Source organism: Paenibacillus sp. SRL342 (assembly GCF_984798905.1).
The window spans coordinates 7,188,789-7,208,341 of sequence record NZ_OZ481790.1 but is presented as its reverse complement, the minus strand read 5'-3'; the positions used below and the strand labels follow the sequence as shown (position 1 = coordinate 7,208,341).

At 44.0% G+C, this 19,553-nt stretch carries 21 protein-coding genes and 1 tRNA gene; 20 read left to right on the top strand and 2 right to left on the bottom strand.

The features are described from left to right. Window positions 1-32 precede the first annotated feature (32 nt). The 4 genes from AC4E8D_RS31845 to AC4E8D_RS31830 all read left to right on the top strand — a co-directional run bounded on the left by AC4E8D_RS31845 (window position 33) and on the right by AC4E8D_RS31830 (window position 3,589). The gene (locus AC4E8D_RS31845; protein ID WP_024629525.1) at window positions 33-794 is read left to right on the top strand and encodes a ParA family protein; all 762 of its coding nucleotides are present in this window, start codon (window positions 33-35) and stop codon (window positions 792-794) included. After that, entirely contained in the window at window positions 787-1,632 is an 846-nt protein-coding gene (locus tag AC4E8D_RS31840) for a ParB/RepB/Spo0J family partition protein (RefSeq protein ID WP_062836525.1), read from the top strand. Before AC4E8D_RS31845 ends, AC4E8D_RS31840 begins: the two co-directional genes overlap by 8 nt. 161 nt (window positions 1,633-1,793) lie before the next feature. Then, window positions 1,794-2,948, top strand: coding sequence for an aminotransferase class V-fold PLP-dependent enzyme (locus AC4E8D_RS31835; protein WP_339306319.1), 1,155 nt, complete (start codon window positions 1,794-1,796; stop codon window positions 2,946-2,948). Between the two features lie 140 nt (window positions 2,949-3,088). After that, on the top strand, window positions 3,089-3,589 hold the full coding sequence (locus AC4E8D_RS31830) for a DUF4446 family protein (protein ID WP_047841029.1): 501 nt from the start codon (window positions 3,089-3,091) through the stop codon (window positions 3,587-3,589). Here the strand turns inward: AC4E8D_RS31830 and yyaC are convergent. Further along, window positions 3,564-4,169 carry a spore protease YyaC gene (gene yyaC / locus AC4E8D_RS31825; protein ID WP_036611957.1) on the bottom strand — a complete coding sequence of 202 codons (606 nt, stop codon included), beginning with the start codon at window positions 4,167-4,169 and terminating at the stop codon, window positions 3,564-3,566. The genes AC4E8D_RS31830 and yyaC overlap by 26 nt on opposite strands. 117 nt (window positions 4,170-4,286) lie before the next feature. Between yyaC and AC4E8D_RS31820 the strand changes: the two genes are divergently transcribed. The 4 genes from AC4E8D_RS31820 to AC4E8D_RS31805 all read left to right on the top strand — a co-directional run bounded on the left by AC4E8D_RS31820 (window position 4,287) and on the right by AC4E8D_RS31805 (window position 5,899). Continuing rightward, window positions 4,287-4,550 (top strand): putative Se/S carrier protein, encoded by a 264-nt coding sequence (locus AC4E8D_RS31820; RefSeq protein WP_017691427.1) that lies wholly within the window; start codon window positions 4,287-4,289, stop codon window positions 4,548-4,550. 14 nt (window positions 4,551-4,564) lie between these two features. Further along, on the top strand, window positions 4,565-5,506 hold the full coding sequence (locus AC4E8D_RS31815; protein ID WP_221820241.1) for a mechanosensitive ion channel family protein: 942 nt from the start codon (window positions 4,565-4,567) through the stop codon (window positions 5,504-5,506). Next, window positions 5,496-5,705: a DUF951 domain-containing protein gene (locus tag AC4E8D_RS31810; protein ID WP_036611950.1), complete on the top strand. Its 210-nt coding sequence runs from the start codon at window positions 5,496-5,498 to the stop codon at window positions 5,703-5,705. The genes AC4E8D_RS31815 and AC4E8D_RS31810 overlap by 11 nt, the downstream gene beginning before the upstream one ends. 103 nt (window positions 5,706-5,808) lie before the next feature. Then, window positions 5,809-5,899, top strand: a tRNA-Ser gene (locus AC4E8D_RS31805). A gap of 440 nt (window positions 5,900-6,339) precedes the next feature. Here AC4E8D_RS31805 and AC4E8D_RS31800 read toward each other — a convergent pair. Continuing rightward, the gene (locus AC4E8D_RS31800) at window positions 6,340-6,534 is read right to left on the bottom strand and encodes a YjzC family protein (RefSeq protein ID WP_221820238.1); all 195 of its coding nucleotides are present in this window, start codon (window positions 6,532-6,534) and stop codon (window positions 6,340-6,342) included. Between the two features lie 202 nt (window positions 6,535-6,736). Here AC4E8D_RS31800 and rpsF point away from each other — a divergent pair, with 202 nt between their 5' ends. The 12 genes from rpsF (at window position 6,737) to AC4E8D_RS31740 (ending at window position 19,404) form a co-directional block, all read left to right on the top strand. Then, the gene (gene rpsF, locus AC4E8D_RS31795; protein WP_036611944.1) at window positions 6,737-7,030 is read left to right on the top strand and encodes a 30S ribosomal protein S6; all 294 of its coding nucleotides are present in this window, start codon (window positions 6,737-6,739) and stop codon (window positions 7,028-7,030) included. Window positions 7,031-7,078: 48 nt separating this feature from the next. Continuing rightward, window positions 7,079-7,564 carry a single-stranded DNA-binding protein gene (gene ssb, locus AC4E8D_RS31790; RefSeq protein WP_017691432.1) on the top strand — a complete coding sequence of 162 codons (486 nt, stop codon included), beginning with the start codon at window positions 7,079-7,081 and terminating at the stop codon, window positions 7,562-7,564. Between the two features lie 56 nt (window positions 7,565-7,620). Then, complete coding sequence (rpsR, locus tag AC4E8D_RS31785) at window positions 7,621-7,893, top strand: 30S ribosomal protein S18 (RefSeq protein ID WP_017691433.1); 273 nt, start codon at window positions 7,621-7,623, stop codon at window positions 7,891-7,893. A gap of 226 nt (window positions 7,894-8,119) precedes the next feature. Beyond that, complete coding sequence (locus AC4E8D_RS31780; RefSeq protein WP_339180908.1) at window positions 8,120-8,713, top strand: M15 family metallopeptidase; 594 nt, start codon at window positions 8,120-8,122, stop codon at window positions 8,711-8,713. A gap of 728 nt (window positions 8,714-9,441) precedes the next feature. Beyond that, window positions 9,442-10,431 carry an ABC transporter ATP-binding protein gene (locus AC4E8D_RS31775; protein ID WP_339180906.1) on the top strand — a complete coding sequence of 330 codons (990 nt, stop codon included), beginning with the start codon at window positions 9,442-9,444 and terminating at the stop codon, window positions 10,429-10,431. Window positions 10,432-10,445: 14 nt separating this feature from the next. After that, window positions 10,446-11,378, top strand: a complete 933-nt coding sequence (locus AC4E8D_RS31770) for an ABC transporter ATP-binding protein (protein ID WP_260632670.1) — start codon at window positions 10,446-10,448, stop codon at window positions 11,376-11,378. 7 nt (window positions 11,379-11,385) lie between these two features. Next, window positions 11,386-12,348 (top strand): oligopeptide ABC transporter permease, encoded by a 963-nt coding sequence (gene opp4B / locus AC4E8D_RS31765; protein ID WP_221820232.1) that lies wholly within the window; start codon window positions 11,386-11,388, stop codon window positions 12,346-12,348. A gap of 29 nt (window positions 12,349-12,377) precedes the next feature. Next, the gene (locus tag AC4E8D_RS31760; RefSeq protein WP_036611941.1) at window positions 12,378-13,283 is read left to right on the top strand and encodes an ABC transporter permease; all 906 of its coding nucleotides are present in this window, start codon (window positions 12,378-12,380) and stop codon (window positions 13,281-13,283) included. A 19-nt stretch (window positions 13,284-13,302) separates the two neighbouring features. After that, window positions 13,303-15,129: an oligopeptide ABC transporter substrate-binding protein gene (locus AC4E8D_RS31755; protein ID WP_221820227.1), complete on the top strand. Its 1,827-nt coding sequence runs from the start codon at window positions 13,303-13,305 to the stop codon at window positions 15,127-15,129. A gap of 254 nt (window positions 15,130-15,383) precedes the next feature. Next, window positions 15,384-16,289 (top strand): D-alanyl-D-alanine carboxypeptidase family protein, encoded by a 906-nt coding sequence (locus AC4E8D_RS31750; protein ID WP_339306316.1) that lies wholly within the window; start codon window positions 15,384-15,386, stop codon window positions 16,287-16,289. Window positions 16,290-16,540: 251 nt separating this feature from the next. Then, window positions 16,541-18,127, top strand: coding sequence for an MFS transporter (locus tag AC4E8D_RS31745; protein WP_221820223.1), 1,587 nt, complete (start codon window positions 16,541-16,543; stop codon window positions 18,125-18,127). A gap of 242 nt (window positions 18,128-18,369) precedes the next feature. Next, a complete protein-coding gene (locus tag AC4E8D_RS31740; RefSeq protein WP_036671869.1) occupies window positions 18,370-19,404 on the top strand; it encodes an LCP family protein in 1,035 nt (344 codons plus the stop codon). Window positions 19,405-19,553 lie beyond the last annotated feature (149 nt).

Here is a 19,553-nt window from a genome sequence, read left to right as displayed (position 1 = left end):
AAAAGACTCCTATTTTATTTGAGGTGAAGTAATTGTCTAAGATTATGGCCGTAGCAAATCAAAAGGGCGGTGTGGGGAAAACGACGACATCTGTTAACTTGGGTGCAGGACTGGCTTCACTCGGGAAAAGAGTATTGCTTGTCGATATTGACCCTCAGGGGAATACAACCAGCGGAGTCGGAATCAATAAAGCAGATGTGGCTAATTGTATATATGATGTCATTATTAATGAGGTTCCTCCTCAAGAAGCGATTGTGGAGACTCAGATTGAAGGCCTTCATATCATACCTGCAACGATTCAGCTTGCCGGAGCCGAGATCGAATTGGTGTCCACGATATCACGGGAAGTTCGCCTGAAAAAATCACTCGCCATGGTGAAGAAAAACTATGATTACATACTGATCGATTGTCCACCATCCCTTGGTATGTTAACGATTAATTCGTTGACTGCTTCCGATTCGGTGATCATTCCGATTCAGTGTGAGTATTATGCACTTGAAGGATTAAGTCAGTTGCTCAATACGGTTCGTCTGGTACAGAAACATCTGAATACATCCCTGCAGATTGAAGGGGTATTGTTGACGATGTTTGATGCACGGACCAATCTGGGGATTCAGGTTATTGAAGAAGTGAAAAAGTATTTTCAACAAAAAGTATATCAAACAATTATTCCGCGTAATGTACGGCTTAGTGAAGCACCATCTCATGGTCAATCCATTATCACGTATGACCCTCGTTCAAGAGGGGCGGAAGTGTATTTAGAGCTCGCAAAGGAAGTGATTTCTTATGAGTAAGCGGCTTGGAAAAGGTCTTGATGCCCTCATTCCTTCGCTTTCAATTAATGACGATGATAAAGTCGTAGAAATCCCGATTAGTCAACTGCGGGCTAACCCCTATCAACCACGTAAGGTATTTGATGAGGGCGCAATACATGAACTGGCTGAGTCCATTCGTCAGCATGGTGTCATACAACCCATTATTGTTCGTCCTGTATTACGAGGTTATGAGATTATTGCCGGAGAACGACGGTTCAGAGCTTCGCAATATTGTGGTAATGCCACGGTACCGGCTGTAGTCCGCAACTTTAGTGATCAGCAGGTAATGGAGATTGCGTTGATCGAAAACCTGCAACGGGAGAATCTGAACGCCATGGAAGTTGCAGTTGCTTATCAGGGGTTAATGGATCAATTCGCATTGACTCAGGAAGAGTTGTCTGTAAAAGTAGGTAAATCACGTTCTCACATTGCTAACTTCTTGCGTCTGTTATCGTTGCCGGAAGAAGTAAAAGACCATGTTTCACGTGGAACATTATCTATGGGACATGCACGTGCGATCGTGGGTGTGAAAGACGAGGTTATGGTGAAGCAACTTGCCAAACAAACCATTGATCAGCAATGGAGTGTACGTGAGTTGGAGGAAGCTGTTCAACAACTGGATCGCTCCAAAACAGGTGAGGCTAAAGCCAAATCGAAGTTGAAAAAGAAAGATCCATTCATTGATACGTTAGAAGAATCTCTGCGTGAACGTTTCAAAACAACAGTGAAAATCAAGCACAATAAAGATAAAGGTAAAATTGAGCTCAACTACTACAGTCAACAGGATCTGGAACGGCTATTGGAATTGTTACAATAACAGTCGGGTCTATGATTCATTAACAACATGCGGGGCTTACTCATGTCATGACATATCGCCTCTGTACCATGGAGATACGATATGTCATTCTTTGTTTATAGGGTTATACGTGCAATATGTGCAGGGGAATTATTAATTTATGGGACAGAGGTGGTTGTGAGGTGGAGGGAGTTATCTATCTAGATCATGCAGCAACATCTTGGCCCAAACCACCTGCTGTCGGTGATGCGATGTTGAGTGCATTGGAGATTGCCGGAGCTAATCCTGGCAGAGGAAGTCACCGTATGGCTGTTCAGGCAAGTCGTGTGTTGTTCGAGGCGAGGAAATCCATATCCAATATCTTTGGAATCAAAAATGCGAATGATATTGCATTCGGATCAAATACGACTGAAGCGCTAAATCTAGCTATTCAAGGCTCGCTCAGAGAGGGCGACCATGTGATTGCCACCATGGCTGAACATAACTCAGTCAGACGACCACTAGAGTATATGCGCAGACTCCGAAATGTGGAGATTGATTATGTACCTGTTGATGCTTCGGGAGCCATTGATCTGATGCAAATGGAACGTATGTTTCGTTCCAATACCAGATTGGTGGTATGTACACATAGTTCGAATCTGCTTGGCAGTATTCTTCCTATTGGAGAAATTTCGCTCCTATGTCGTAAACATCAGGCGATCTTATTGGTAGATGCAGCTCAGAGTGCTGGGGTTATGCCTGTGAATGTACAACAATTGGGCATTGATATGTTGGCTTTTCCAGGGCATAAGGGACTGCTTGGTCCTCAGGGTACAGGGGGCTTGTACATTGCTCCAGAGCTCGATATAGAGCCTTTACTTCATGGAGGAACAGGAAGTCAGTCAGAAGCTCTGGAGCAGCCAAAGGTGCGTCCTGATCGGTATGAAGCGGGGACGCCGAATACAGTCGGGATCGCAGGGCTGAATGCGGGTGTGAAACATGTACTTGAGATGACACCCGCTTTCATCTACCAACATGAGTGGGAACTGACCCAACATATAATGGATGGGCTGTCATCCGTTAAGGGTATACGAATGCTTGGTCCAGAGATTGGACAGCCGCGCACTGGATTAGTATCTTTTACTGTAGATGGGTATGATTCAGCACAACTCGCCTTCCGTTTAGATCGGAATTATGGGATTGCGGTTCGCTCCGGTTTTCATTGCACACCCCTTGCACACGAATCTGCTGGTACAACCGCTACCGGAGCAGTAAGGGCCAGTGTGGGATACAATTCAACTAGAGAACATGTGGAAGCACTCGTTAAGGCAGTGTTGGAATTGACTGGAGCAGACTAGATTAGAGTTGAAATGATGAACTCATTTGATACAGGGTTGCTTGATTAAGCTTATGGATACCGGGTTGATTTATAATAAATGATAGTATTACAGGACAGACGTTAATCTGATCAAAAATATAGAGGGGTAGTTGCAATTACATGGCTGAATTAAACGAGCTGATTCTGGAACAGCTGTTATGGATTATTGGCGGAATGGCATTACTTACGGTGATCTTGCTGATTGTGAGTATTGTTCAAGGGGCAAAGTTACGAAAGTTTAAACGTAAATATGAAGCCATGATGGCTGGCAGTGGAGTAGAGGACCTGGAATCATTGCTGATTAATCTGAAACTTCAGATGGACAGCATTGAGGATGAACACAAACTGCAAACGAATCAGCTGCAAGTTGTCATGCAAAAGCTGACCCGCATTCAAGGTAAAGTTGGCGTGAAAAGGTACAATGCATATGGAGAGCGTGGCAGTGATCTGAGTTTCTCAATGGCCATGATTAATGATAGCCAGGATGGCATGATCCTTACGGGGATATATAACCGTGACGGTTCTTACGTATATGCCAAACCTCTTAAAGGGGGAGAGTCCACGTATACTCTGTCCCCAGAGGAAAAGGAAGCTATTACTCTGGCACAGCAAGCAGAGTAGAACGTGTATGCCATTCCCGAATGGCCGAGTACAGACTGCTGGATATAATCTCGGACATGCGCATAACGAGACTGAGCCGTGTGTTCTGTAGAACAAAGTATTCCATAAAGCCGCCGACGTTAACGATACCTGTCAGATGGATATCGCCGACCGGCGGTAATTCTTTATTTACCCCCGCACCCGGCTTGAGTGGACCATTCACAACTTGAATGCATCCCACACTGGATGATTGTCCGAGACAGGCGTCAATGCCAATCACATAAGGGTTATGGTGTGTTTTCTGTATGTTGTGGAGTGTATCTTGCAGGTTCATCGCATGGACTGGTTCATCCAAGGTACCATATAGATGGAATAAAGGGCTGTCCCACTTGGAAAGGGCTGATCCGACCAGAGGACCAAGGCAGTCGCCTGTTGAGCGATCTGTGCCGATACAGACAATCACTACATTTTGCAGAGAATGGGCTTTATAGAGATGGAACATTAAACGATGGGTAATGGCCGAGTGAATACCTGGATCGGTATGGGGGATTTTCAAACTGGTCATGTCTTGTGATGAAAAGGAACGCGAAGTAGGATTCATAGGATCTATCCTTTCCCTTGGAATAGTAGTAACAGTATATGGAAAGGTAGAGCGTTTTATACTTCACGAGGACAAGCTTTTTCTCTAGAGCTGGACGTATGGCGAAAGGAGCCGGATATGGACGAATGGATTAACGATTGGATGCTGATTGCATTTGATTCAACCCAGCAGGCACTGCGTGCTGAAATGCTGCTGGAGTTTGCTGAGATAGAGATTGATTTGTTCCCTACACCAAAAGAAATTACAGCAGGGTGTGCGCTATGTATTCAGTTTCCAAAAGAGGATCTGGAGCGAGTGCAGAAGATCATTCGTAATGAGTTTGTAGAGATCCGAGGCCTCTATTTCAAAACAGAAGACAGCTATGATAACATACCGATGTAGAGGAGGGATGATGAATGTTGTCATTTCAGTTTGCTCAAGGGAATGATGGCGGCGGTGCGGTAGCGGCCGTCGGTGAAGCCCTTCGATGGACGGATAAAGTATGGAACAAAATTGCAGATCCTGATATGTGGCTTAACATTATGTTCAGCTCAATCCGGATCATCATTATTTTTATCATCACCCGTATTGTCATTAAGGTGGTATATCGAATTATAGATCGTTCCATGGAACGCAAGCAGGAAGGCAAGATTCGCGTGAATCCGCGCAGGTTCGTAACCGTAGGGGAACTGTTGAAAAATGCGACCTCCATAACATGTAATTTTATTATGATTCTGCTACTGTTATCTGAGATCAATATCCAAGTTGGACCGCTACTCGCGAGTGCTGGTGTGCTCGGGCTTGCCATTGGTTTTGGTGCACAGGGTCTGGTCAAGGATGTGATTACCGGTTTCTTCATCATATTGGAGGACCAGTTTGCTGTGGGGGATGTTATTCAGACGGGAACCTACAAGGGAACGGTTGAAGTGATTGGACTTAGAACTACCAAACTGGTCAGCTGGCAAGGTGAGGTGCACATTATCCCAAACGGGGCGATTGCAAGTGTAACGAACTACTCCATGTCGAATTCGCTGGCTGTAGTGGATATTCCGATGAAGGCGGACTTAAGTCTCGATGAGTCAGTACATCTGGTGAAAAAGTCTTTGGTTGGGATTGAAGAGCGTGACCTAAATATTGTGAAGGTGCCGGATGTGCTCGGTATACAGTCGATGTCTACATCTGAGTATGTGGTGCGAATTGTGGCTGAATGTATGCCTAACTCTCGTGCTTCGGTGGAACGTCAGATTCAGGGCGATGTGAAGAAAACGCTGGAGTATCATGAGATGAGCAATCAAGCCATATTGGAACAGGCAATAGCTTTGGAGAAAGATGAGGGGGATGGCACAGGTGGAGCGTAAAAGTTTCCAGCTTGGGGATATCGTGCAGATGAAGAAGCAGCATCCCTGTGGCAGCAATGAGATGGAGATCATTCGTATGGGTATGGATATTCGGATCAAGTGTGTCGGATGTAAACACAGCGTGTTGATTCCAAGAGCGAAATTCGAGAAAAACATGAAGAAGGTACTGCGTTCAGCCGAAGACTCCACTGAATCCTGAGCTTGCAATAATTCGGTATGCAGTATGCGTAATAACGTTTACATGCAGGCTCCGTATGAGTGTTGCGTTCTGTAAATGATCATGCTATAATCAATATTGCTGCGGAAAGGTACCCAAGAGGCCCAAGGGGGCTGACTCGAAATCAGTTAGGCGTGTCACAGCGTGCGTGGGTTCGAATCCCACCCTTTCCGCCACTTCAATTGTAACTTACTCAATACACATTGAGTTTAATAAAAAGATCGATAAGAAGACTTTCCATTAGGAAAGTCTTTTTTTGTATAACGTTTTATTGAATATGTATTGAAACGTGTATCCATATCAGATGCATCATTAATGACTCGAACGAAAAACAAAGAGCCCCGAAGGGCTCTTTATCCGGCGGTGCATTTGTTTGTTAGGAAACAATCGGTCGTAACAATCAGAAACTTGGTGTACTGCACGTAGCAATACGCGTGCTTCAGACGAAGGGCCTTACTACACATAACCACTTGCTTCTTAAATTACGTGATGAATCTCCAACAGCGAATGATCGGCTTCGTTGTCCAACGGAACCACACCTCTCTCGTGCACCGCCTGATTGTATTATGTGCTTTATTCCGTTTTATATACATGGATCGTCAAAAAAGTATTGCGATTAATGGACGCGGGCCTTGGTCAGCTTCTTCCACTTGCGATTATGATTGCTTGTTTCGGGAAAATCTTCACCTTTTTTCAGTGTTACCCGCTTTGGATTCTGAATTTCCGTGACAAAGCTTTTCTCCCCAACTTCCGTGTACTCTCCATCGTTTGGTGCTTTGTCTCCTGGTTCAAACTCGGTTTTTTCACCCATGATAAAACCTCCTCTGCAGATTATGTTACTTTGTTGCTTCTGTAGTGTGCTCCATAGCCAGGCTGATCATGTGCCAATATGTACAGGGAACGTTTGCTTGCACTTTGGCCCGGTATTTGTTATATTAATATAGTTCGAGTTTGTGCTCGTTCCTTGCTCTCAACCTAGATTGAGGGCCAGAGTCCATAAGGAGGTGAAAATTATGCGCAAATATGAAGTGATGTACATTATTCGTCCTGACATTGAGCAAGAAGTTGTTCAAGCTACAGTCGATAAATTCCAAGGCATCATCTCCAACGGCGGTGGTGAAGTTACAGCTCACGACGTTATGGGTAAACGCCGTCTTGCGTATGAGATCAAGAAATTCCGTGATGGTTTTTATGTTCTGGTACATTTCACTGCTGAACCAGCAGTTGTAACTGAACTTGAGCGTCTCATGAAGATTTCTGACGAAGTAATTCGTTATCTCATTACCAACGACGTTAAGTCTGCTTAAGACTACTCGTGATTAACGCACCAATACGCTCTGAAGGAGGGGATTACATTGTTGAACCGTGTCATTCTGATCGGACGGTTAACCCGGGATCCTGAGTTGCGTTACACTCCAGCAGGAGTAGCAGTTACGCAATTTACTTTGGCAGTGGACAGACCGTTTACAAGCCAAGGGGGAGAAAAGGAAGCCGATTTCATTCCGGTCGTAACCTGGAGACAGCTTGCCGAGACCTGTGCGAACTACTTGCGCAAAGGACGCCTGGCTGCAGTCGAAGGACGCATTCAAGTACGGAACTACGAGAATAACGAAGGAAAACGTGTATACGTGACCGAAGTCATTGCCGATAATGTCCGTTTCTTGGAGTCAGCTAACCGTGATAATAGCGGTGGCGGCGGTGGGCAACCAATGCGTGAAGAGCCTTCTTATGGAGGCGGCGGACGCGCGAACAATAACAATAATTCGCGTAGCAACAATCAGGATCCTTTTTCCGATGACGGAAAACCGATTGATATATCGGATGATGATTTGCCATTTTAACATGAACTGATACTCTTAGGAGATATGGGTTACATGATAGGAAAGGACTGAAAAGCATGGGCTTCAAGCAAAGAGAAGGCGGAGACAACGATAAAAGACCGGCACGTCGTGGCGGCCGTAATAAACGTCGTAAAGTGTGCTTCTTCACAGCTAACAAAATTACTCACATCGATTATAAAGATACGGACTTGCTTCGTAAATTTATCAGCGAACGTGGAAAAATTTTGCCACGCCGTGTAACAGGTACTAGCGCTAAATATCAACGCATGCTGACGATTGCAATCAAACGCTCCCGTCAAATCGCATTATTGCCATACACAACTGAGTAGTCTTTACTCAGCTTGCATACGAAGCAGTCGGCTTATAGCCGGCTGCTTTTTTGTATATATGAATAGAAGTAATAGAAATAACAGATCCACTCTAACAAATGGAAGAATTCAACTGTGGTGATAGAAGCATTCAAGGCTCAAATGAATTATAATAGAGTCTAATCTACTGAAAAGGTTCAGGCAGCAGGAATAGCTGTTTATTTCAGAATAAACACCAGGAGTGGATATGAATACATCAAAACGTAAAGGCAAACAGAGAAAAAAGAGCAGTCTAAAAACCTGGATTATAGCTACTCTTTTACTTTCCATTATATATGTATGGTTACAGCAAAAAGGTGATATAGATAACAGGTGGCCCGGGACAACAATTCAAGAAGCTATGCCAATCACCGGCCTACATCCTGTGGTAGCAGAGAATGAGGAATTATTGGTACGTAAGGCAGCGAGACGTGGAATAGTGATTGTTATCACCCACGGCTACCGAAGTTCCGAGGAGCAAGATGCACTATTCAACCAAGGACGCTCAAGTGCAGGTAATATCGTTACTAATGCGCGTGGTGGTGAGTCATATCATAACTACGGATTAGCAATTGATTTTGCACTGAGTACGCCTGACGGTGATGTGGTGTGGGATATGGAACGTGATGATAACGGCAATGGCAAGTCAGACTGGATGGAAGTTGTGGAGCTTGCCAAAGAGTTAGGTTTCACTTGGGGTGGAGATTGGGCAAACTTTCCAGACTATCCTCACTTGCAGATGGATTTTGGCTTGAGTATTAATGAGTTAAAACGTGGTAAAAGACCTCCTGATTCTCCGTAAAAGGTTGTTTTATATACAATTAAATGAATAAATATTAGATAAGCTCTGCATTTTGCAGGGCTTTTTTCTTTCTTTTGTAAAATAAATGATAAAAGATGACAATTTGGTCTTTACATTAGCAAATAAATAAAACTATACTAGATTAACTAGATTTCTTACTTTGATCGCATATATTATTTCGATTGTAGTATATCGGCTCCGATTAAATAAAATTCAGCTATAGATCGAGTTATAATCATCACTTATATATGTAACATTTACCTCACGCCAAATTAAGAATGTCTACTAAAGTCAAAGCATACACATACACTAGATGTAACTACTATGTTATGTATATGTTATTTTGACTAATTGCCTATGTGCACCTCACAGCCAAAAAACAAAATAATACCATTCAAATTCTCTGATATATACCTTTATAGTATTACTAATATCCAAATCTGTATTATAAAAAACATTTATACCAAAAATCTCAAAATAAGCATTGACGTTAGCTAAAATTACACGTATGATTACATTAATTATTTTGATATATAATTCCGCTAGGAATTATCAACATTAATTGACCAATGGTCTAAATATGAGTCTCTTAAACTTGTTTCTCCTAACAATTTGGTATTTTGTATAAGCTATTGTTCGTTATCTTCAAGAACTTGGAAATATACAGTGGATGCATTTCTCTACACACGAATACAATCTACGGAAATTATGGGGTTAGGGTGATTGATTTGAATACAGAGCTATTGGAAGTCAGAAATCTAACAACATCATTCAGAATTGAAGATGACTATTATGCAGCAGTGGATCACGTTAACCTTACGGTGAAGAAAAATGAAGTGTTGGCGATAGTAGGTGAATCCGGGTCAGGTAAAAGTGCTTTTGCATTCTCTCTTATGGGTTTGCATAACAAAGCAAAAATTGAAGGCCAGATTCTCTATAAAGGACAAGATATTGCCAATATCTCCCCAAGCAAGTTAAACAAGCTACGAGGCAAAGAAATGGGCATGATTTTTCAGGACCCATTGTCCGCACTAAATCCTCTAATGATTATTGGTGAACAGATTGAAGAGATTCTCACACTTCATCAGTCCAAGCTGTCTTCCAGAGAGAAGAGAGAAAAGGTCATTCACTTATTGAATCAGGTAGGGATTCCACGTCCCGAACAAATATACAAGCAGTATCCCCACGAACTATCTGGTGGTATGAGACAGAGAATTGTTATCGCCATTGCGATTGCCAACAAACCGGAACTACTCATAGCCGATGAACCAACGACGGCGCTTGACGTTACGATTCAACTACAGATCCTGGAGCTGATCCGTGATCTGAAGAATGAAATTAACGCAGGCATTATTCTGATTACACATGATCTGGGTGTCGTAGCTGAGATGGCTGATCGCGTTGCAGTAATGTATGCAGGCGAAATTGTTGAAATCGCAGATATCTTCACATTGATGAACGATGCGAAGCATCCATATACCCGCTCACTGTTGAACTCTATTCCCACCCTGTCTGAAGAAAGATCCAAATTACATGTCATCCAAGGCATCGTACCATCACTCAAAAACCTTCCTCGCAAAGGGTGCAGATTCAAAGCCCGAATTCCATGGATTAGTGATTCGGCTCATGAAGAGAACCCACAGATGCATGAAATTGCACCAGGTCACTTTGTACGGTGTACCTGTTACCAGCACTTTCATTTCCCTGACCAAAGCTGAGGAGGAATAACATAATGGCATTACTCGAAGTAGAAGGGCTCAAGATACACTTTCCGATTCGCGGTGGATTGCTTAAACGGGAAATTGGCAGTGTAAAGGCTGTTGATGATGTTAGCTTCTCCATTGAAGAAGGACAGACCTATGGTCTGGTTGGCGAATCAGGTTCAGGTAAGACAACAACAGGCAGAGCCATTATTGGGCTAAACCATGTCACTGACGGAAAGATTCTGTTTAATGGAAAAAATTTGGCTACGGAGCGACGTAAGAACAGGCAGCTCCAGCGGGATGTACAAATGATTTTTCAAGACCCATATTCATCATTGAATCCAAAAAAGCGGGTTATCGATATTATTGCTGAGCCTTTCCGTAACTATGAGCGTCTGACCGCTACCGAGGAAAAAAGACAAGTAAGAGAATTACTTGAAAGGGTTGGTCTAAGTCCGGAATCAATCTACAAATATCCGCATGAATTCTCAGGGGGGCAGCGCCAACGGATCGGCATTGCACGGGCTATTGCACTGAAGCCGAAGCTAATTATCGCGGATGAACCTGTATCTGCACTCGATGTATCGGTACAGGCTCAGGTACTCAACTTCATGCAGGAAATTCAAAAAGAACTGAATCTGACCTATCTGTTCATCAGTCACGATCTGGGCATCATTCGTCATATGTGTGATCAGATTGGAATTATGTATAAAGGTCGATATGTGGAACAGGGCACAACAAATGATATTTTTGAGAATCCGCAACACATCTATACCAAACGTCTTATTGCAGCCATTCCGGATATGGACCCAACCAAACGAGAGGAAATGGTAGCCTTCCGTCAACAGGTCAAATCCGAGTATGAACATTCATACCGAAATTTCTTTGATGAGGAAGGGCTTGCATACTCGCTCAAATCCATTTCCGATACTCACCGAGTAGCTCTACCTCAGAAAGGTTGAAGGCCATATGTGGAAAACGATAGTACGCAGAATTATCATAATGATTCCTCAGATCTTTTTACTTAGTCTTTTGGTCTTTCTGATGGCCAAGGCCATGCCGGGCGACGCGCTAACCGGATTGCTTGATCCAAGCGTTGATCCCAAAGCATTGGAAGCCCAGCGAGAGAGACTGGGATTGAATAATCCCTGGTACGTGCAATATTGGGACTGGATCAAAAACGCCGTCCAAGGTGATTTTGGGCAATCCTTCCGTTTCAAAATGCCGGTTACCGACTTGATCGGTCAGCGTGTAGCAAACACATTCTGGCTCGCACTGGCGACACTTGTACTGACATACCTGATCGCTATTCCACTGGGTATCATCAGTGGTCGTTACAACGATACCTGGTCTGATCGGTTGATCACGGGATACACCTATCTGGGGTTTGCCGCACCATTGTTCATCTTCGCACTAGTGATGGTATGGATCTTCGGATTCCACTTCGGCTGGTTCCCGACAGGAGGTAGCGTTGCGCCGGGACTTACACCAGGCACATTCAGCTACATAATGAGTAAGTTCTATCATCTATTATTGCCGGCACTATCCATGGCACTGATTACAACGGTATCTACTGTTCAATATTTGCGTAGTGAAATCATTGATATCAAGCATAAGGAATTCGTTATTACTGCCAGAGCCAAAGGCGCCTCGGAATCCCGGATCTACAACAGGCATATCTTGAGGAACTCACTATTACCTATCGCCGCGTTCTTCGGATATGAGATTACAGGGCTTATCGGAGGTACGGTTTTTATCGAAAGTATATTCAGTTATCCAGGTATGGGGCAGTTGTTCCTGAGTTCCATCTCATTGCGTGATTTCAGCGTTGTGACTGCACTCGTATTGTTGTATGGCGTAGCTTCCATTCTCGGGGCATTGCTGTCTGACATAATTCTGGGAATTGTAGATCCACGTATACGGATCAAGTAAGAACTTGAAGATTTCGGGGTGAAAACAAGATGAGCAAGGCCAACGAGGTAGTTGTAACTTCACAAAAGGTTGATAAAAGCCCCTCCAGCTTGAGTATTTTATGGAGGGAGCTTGTCAGAGATAAGGTGGCACTAATCTCGCTCATTTTCTTGGGCTTGGTCATGTTGCTGGTATATGGCACGTCTCTCATTCTGAATCAGGATGATATCGTGCGCGTGGATCTGTTTGCCTTATATGAACCACCATCCGCGAAATATTGGCTTGGAACGGACTATGGAGGTCGTGATGTATTTGGCCAACTAGTGATCGGTACACGTAACTCCCTGACCATTGGAATTATCGTAACGTTAATGACTGGCTTCATAGGTATCTTAATTGGCCTTTTATCCGGTTATTTCGGTGGAATGATAGACAACCTGTTTATGCGTGTTGTTGATTTCTTCATGATCCTTCCGATGTTGATGATTGTTATCGCGTTTGTTACGGCAGTACCGAAATACAATATCATCTCGTTCTCTCTTATCATGACGGCATTTCTCTGGATGGGTATCGCCAGATTGATTCGCTCCAAAGCATTACAGGAACGGGAACTGGATTATGTAAAAGCTTCAAAAACATTGGGCTCTTCTCATCTGAAGATTATGCTCTCACAGGTTCTTCCGAATCTGAGCTCCATTATCATCGTAACGATGACATTGAATCTCGCTGCCAACATTGGCCTCGAATCCGGGCTGTCTTTCCTAGGGTTTGGTTTTCCCGAAAGTACGCCTAGTCTTGGAACACTCGTAAGTTATGCACGTAATCCGCAAACCCTGGAATCCAGATGGTGGATATGGCTACCCGCATCGGTACTGATTCTGGTATTGATGTTGAGTATAAATAATGTCGGTCAAGCCCTAAAGCGTGCGACTGATGCAAGACAAAGAAGAGGTTAAAAAAAGGGAGGAAAGGTTCATGAAAAAGGGATTATTTTCACGGGGACTATTTTTCACGATGATGTTGGTCTTTGTATTGGTGCTCGCAGCGTGCTCTGAGAAAGAAGCAGCTACTCCAGCTCCAGCTTCCAACACAGAAGAGGGAAAAACGGAGGAAAAACCTGCTAATGAAGAGGGCGTTTACTCCATTGAAGACTTCAACAATGTCAAAACGAATGAGGGTACTGCGATCGAGGGTGGATCGATTACATTCGGACTTGTATCGGATACTGCTTTTGAAGGTACACTGAACTACAACTTCTATTCCGGTAACCCAGATGTTCAGGTACTGCAATGGTTTGATGAGGCATTGCTTACATGGGACAAAGACTATGTGTACACCAACGATGGTGCAGCAACATATGAGACATCTGAAGATGGCAAAACGTTCACACTGACCATTCGTGACAATGTGAACTGGCATGATGGCAAGCCGGTAACGGCTGAAGATCTGCAGTTTGCTTATGAAGTGATCGGTAACAAAGCGTATGATGGTCCACGCTACGACTCCAACTTCACTAGTGTCGTAGGTATGGACGAGTATCATGCTGGAAAAGCAAAAACAATCTCTGGTATTAAAGTGCTGAGCGACAAACAAATCAGCATTACGTATAAAGAATCTACTCCGTCCCTGCTGACAGGTGGCGTATGGACGTATCCACTGGCTAAACATATCTTCGGAGATATGGATGTAGCCAAAATGTCTTCTTCCAAAGAAGTACGTGAAAAACCAATTGGTTTTGGTCCATTTAAAGTGGATGTCATCACTCCGGGTGAGTCTGTAACTTATGTTAAAAACGAAGACTACTGGCGTGGAGCTCCAAAACTGGACAAAGTGACTCTGAAAGTTATCAACCCGACAACGGTTGTTCAAGAACTGAAATCTGGCGGGGTAGACCTCGTGGATGCATTCCCGACAGATCAATATAAAGACAATGCAAACCTGTCCAACGTAGAATTCCTGGGCGCAATCGATCGTGCTTATACGTACATCGGTTTCAAACTGGGTACGTGGGATGAAGAGAACGGAAAAGTTGTAAGCAATGCCGAAGCAAAAATGGGCGACAAAAACTTGCGTAAAGCAATGTGGATGGCTGTAGATAACGATCAAGTAGGTAAACGTTTCTATAATGGCCTGCGTTGGAATGCAACAACCTTGATTCCACCGTCTCACCCAGAATTCCATGATTCCAACAATCCGGGTGTAGCATATGATCCAGAAGCAGCGAAAGCATTGCTCGACGAAGCTGGTTACAAACTGGATGGTGAATTCCGTACGAATCCGGATGGAACACCACTCGAAATCAACTTTGTATCCATGACTGGTGGCGACACAGCTGAACCATTGGCTCGTTATTATGTTCAATCATGGGCAGCTATTGGTTTGAAAGTAAACCTGGAAATGGTTGAGTTCAACAGCTTCTATGACCGTGTAGGTAACACAGGTAAAGATGATCCGAACATTGATGTGTATCAAGCCGCATGGGGCGTTGGTATTGACGTAGATCCATCTGGTCTATATGGCCGCGATGCACTCTACAACTTCTCCAGATTCTCCAGCGAAGAGAATGACAAATTGCTGGCACAAGGTATCTCTGCTGAAGCATTTGATGTAGACAAGCGTAAAGAGATCTACAATCAATGGCAGCAATACATGGTAGATGAAGTTCCTGTATTCCCTACACTGTATCGTGCAGTTGTAGCACCCGTTAACAAACGTGTAATGAACTATGCGATTGGTGATGGAACAGGCGTTTACCTGAGCGACCTGCAAGTTAATGCAGACAAAGCAGTTGTAGCTGAGTAACACATTCTTAAATTAGCAGCTGTTAGGATTGGGGTCCTTTAAGAAGTCGGTTGCTAAATTATCAAAGAAGAATTCTCCTGGGAAAATGAATAAAAAGTGTCTTTAAAAACATGGATTCTGTACACTCTGGCATGGGTGTATGGGGTTCATGTTTTTTTTGTAACCAAAAAATAAAAAAAATTTAACTTTTTTTCAAAAAAGTGCAGACAAAATGCCTCTTTACTTCGTCTATATAGGTAAGAGGTGATCATCTTATGAGAAAATGGTGGAAACGGGCAGGTATGCTGCTAGCTCTCTTGCTTATTATATATTTGGGTGTGAAACCGGACATGCTGGTAGGCAAACCGGGAATTAAAGCTGAATCTGCGGTATTAATGGATATGAACTCTGAACAGATCTTAATGGATTTTAACGGCTCCGAAGAGATTGCTCCGGCAGGCGTCAGTAAGTTGATGACAGAACTGTTAGTAATGGAGGCCGTGATCAATGGTGAGATAGGCTGGAATGATCTTGTTAATGTGAGCCTGTATGCCAGCTCCGTGGGGGGCAGTCAACTGACCCTGAAACAGGGAGAGCAATTCACCGTTCAGGAGTTGTTCGAGATCGTAGCTGTCTATTCAGCCAATGATGCAGCGGTTGCTCTGGCTGAACATATCAGTGGTACAGAGCAGAAGTTCGTGCAACAGATGAATCAGAAAGCAACTCAGATTGGGCTGTCTGAGGATACACAATTCACGAATTCAACGGGCCTCAGTGAAAAGCTGCTTGGTCCTAACCGTCCGATGGAAATACAAGGGCAGACCTTAATGACGGCTATAGATGCATGCAAGCTCGCGCGATATCTGCTGAATAACCATCCCGAGATTTTAAGAATTTCCAGTCAAATGCAAGTATCAATGCATCAAAAAGGGATGTACATGAGTAACACGAACTGGATGTTGTCCTCTATTGGTGGGCCGTATGCTTACGATGGGAATGACGGATTAAAGACCGGGTATGATGAAGATTCCGGATATCATTTTGTGGGGACAGCTGAACGTGATGGCAAAAGACTGATATCAGTTGTATTTGGAACAGATACTCGTGAAGGGCGTTTTGTGGAGACTCGGAAGTTATTCAACTATGGATTTTCGGGAAACCAAGTCAGACCAGATTATTGAAGCATTACGCAAGCGTTAGTACGTTAGATAAGATATGAGGGCTGTCCGCAAGTTCAACTGAACATGTGGTAGCTCTATTTTATCGAATCAGAGGTAAATTGATCCATATAATCATATTATTAAATTGACATATGGTTTTCTTTTGTTTTAAAATGACCAGTGAGTCATTATTATTCAATTCAGTTTAATATATATGTACCAAACCAACTGTACGATACTGAATTTACGATCTGATCGGGAGGTAATATGTGATGCAAAAACAAATGAAATGGCCGCTAATCCTGTTTGCCATAGGGGTATTTATGGCTGCGCTGGATAACGGGATCATCACCTCTTCACTGACCACCTTAAATGCATCATTTGGTGTGTCGCCAACATGGGGAGCATGGACGATTACGCTTTACACGCTTGGGCTTGCGGTGAGTGTACCTATTGCAGGCAAACTGTCGGACCGTTATGGTCGCAAGAAACTATTTTTGATTGAAGTGGCGTTGTTTGGGATCGGGTCCCTGCTCGTTGCGTTGAGCACATCGTTTACCTTTTTCCTGATCGCTCGTGTCATTCAAGCTCTGGGCGGTGGAGGGATATTTATCATCGCCAGCTCATACGTATTAAGCAAGTTCCCGGCGGAGCGTCAGGGTACAGCTTTGGGTCTGCTCGGAGGTATGAATGGTGTTGCCGCTATTTTGGGACCTAATGTCGGTGCTTTTATACTGGATCTTACGGGCAACTGGCATTGGTTATTCCTGATCAATGTACCTATCGCCATTCTGCTATTCATTGCAGGTATTCGATTTATTCAGGAAGAACAGGAACTGAATCGTGCAGCAGTGGACTGGAGCGGTATTGCTGTCCTAACGTTGGGTGTACTCAGTTTAATGTATAGCTTCAGCAATCTGGACGGTGTGAACATGCTTCAAAGCCTGGGATCACCGATGTTCTACGGTTTCTTCTTGGCAGGTGTGATTATTCTGGTACTCTTTTACTTCATGGAAAAAAGGCTGGAAGGATCTGAACGTGAACCTGTTGTATCGACACAACTTCTGGGCATTGCGTCCTTTCGCTGGACGCTGTTGATTGCCTTTTTCTCCGGAGCCATTCTGGCCTCGGTGATCTTTATTCCCGGATTTGTTGAACAATATCTTGGCGTATCCAATACAGCTTCCGGGTACTGGTTTACTCCGCTCGCGCTGGCATCCGGCATCGGGGCAGGTGGAGGTGGATACCTCGTAGACCGCAAAGGGCCAATCTGGACGTTATCGGTTGCGGGGCTGCTATCTGCGATTGGATTCCTGCTGTTCCCGCTATGGGTGGAGCATATCTGGCAATTTGTCATTGCGAGTACACTCGTAGGTATTGGCTTCGGTATGATGCTTGGTGCGCCAGTTAATGTACTTGTCACGGAACAGGCCGGTGAGAACAATAAAGGCATCGCAGTAGCGACCAGCTCGTTATTCCGCCAGATGGCTATGGCTATTGCACCTACCATTTTTGCCGGATTCCTGGCACGTTCTTTCATTAATCTGGGATCCAACATTCAGGCAGGATTAGCTGACAAAGGAATTCAGGTGCCGCCCGAGATGCTGCAACAATATGCCTCGGGAGGGGCAGCAGGGAGTGATGTCTCCAGTCTGACAGAGGGCCTGTCCCAGATTCCTGATGAAGGCATCCGTGAGGTGTTGCTCCAGGCAGTGCATCAAACGACAGGGCAGGGTTATAATGGCCTTTTCTGGTCTGCGGTGGTATTCAGCGTGCTTACGCTGGTAGCTGCGCTTATAACGGGACGTCTGCGTCAAAAAGAGAAGAGTCATCATGTGGAAGGTGTATCCACAAACTGATTTAATAATGTTGGAAATGAAGAGAACAGTGTACCTTTTGTAGCTAAAAAGGAGTCGCTGTTCTTTTCAATTTAACCGGATTGTAACTTTTCTTGCTCCTGCAATGATTACAATAGAACGAGCGTAAGCGGTGTCTTGATTCCAGAGAGAGAAAACTTCAGAGAACACCGAGTCACAAGTCATCCCAGACGTTTAATTGGTATTATGGATTATCATTTTGATAGTGAAGAAGGAATCAATGGATGAAAAGCAGAACTAAAGATAAGAAGAAGAAAAGAAGAAAAGGCCTATATATAACGCTCGTTTCACTTGTTGTTTTGTTAATCGGAGGTTATTTGTTCCGTCAGCAACTGGCTGTAGCGGCATTTGATCTGTTTCTCGCCGGTTCGGTAGAAGATCAGCTATCCCGCTCTTATGTACCGCAAGAAGGTAATAACACGCCTGATCCAACGGTATACCGTAAGGAACCATTTTCCGTATTACTGCTCGGTTCGGACAAACGCGCCTATGAAAAAACGCGTGGACGTTCGGATACCGTTATCTATGCTGTAGTACGTCCCAAGGAATCCCGTGTGCTTCTGGTATCCATTCCACGTGATACGTATGTGCAGATTGTAGGACGGGACGCGAACAAGGACGGCGAAGATGATTATGATAAGCTGGCGCATGCCTATGCTTTTGGTGGGGAGAATATGTCCATCAATACGGTGGAGAAATTTCTTGATGCTGATGTGGGTTATTATGCAACGATCAACTTCGACGGAATCAAAAAAGTGGTTGATGCGCTTGGTGGTGTAAAACTGCCAATTGATGAGGACATTGTGAACAAAAACCCGGATCATGTGCAATTCACGATTGAAGGCGGTAAGCCGATCTATGACGGGCAGGAAGCACTGTACTATGTAAGATACCGTGAGGATAGCGATTTTAATCGTACCAAGCGGCAGCAGATATTCCTCAACGCGATGGCGAATGAAATGCTGAATTTGAATCAAATCGCCAAAATCCCGGAATTGATTCAGATCATGGGAGACAGCTTCCAGACAGATATGCGAGCTTCTTTCATTATTGATCTGGCTAAACAAGTGCTTACTCAGGAGAAACCGCAGATCTCAAGCTTCACCATTTTGGGTGAGGGGATGAAAAAAGACGGTATCTATTATGGTCAGGCTGACGAGAAAGATGTCCAATATGCCAAAGAGCTGATTAACAACTGGATGGATCAATCGACCCCAGCCGGTGAAGTAATGATCCCTGACCGGCAAAAGATTGAATAACCAATTCCATACCAATGATGTGTTGTAGACCACAATCAGCAGTACGTTTATTCGCGGGCTGCTGTTTTTTTTCTTTGTAGTGAGAACTATTATCCTTTTGGAACATCCTGCGTTCTGATCCGTATAATATAAGTTGAGCGAGATAAGTT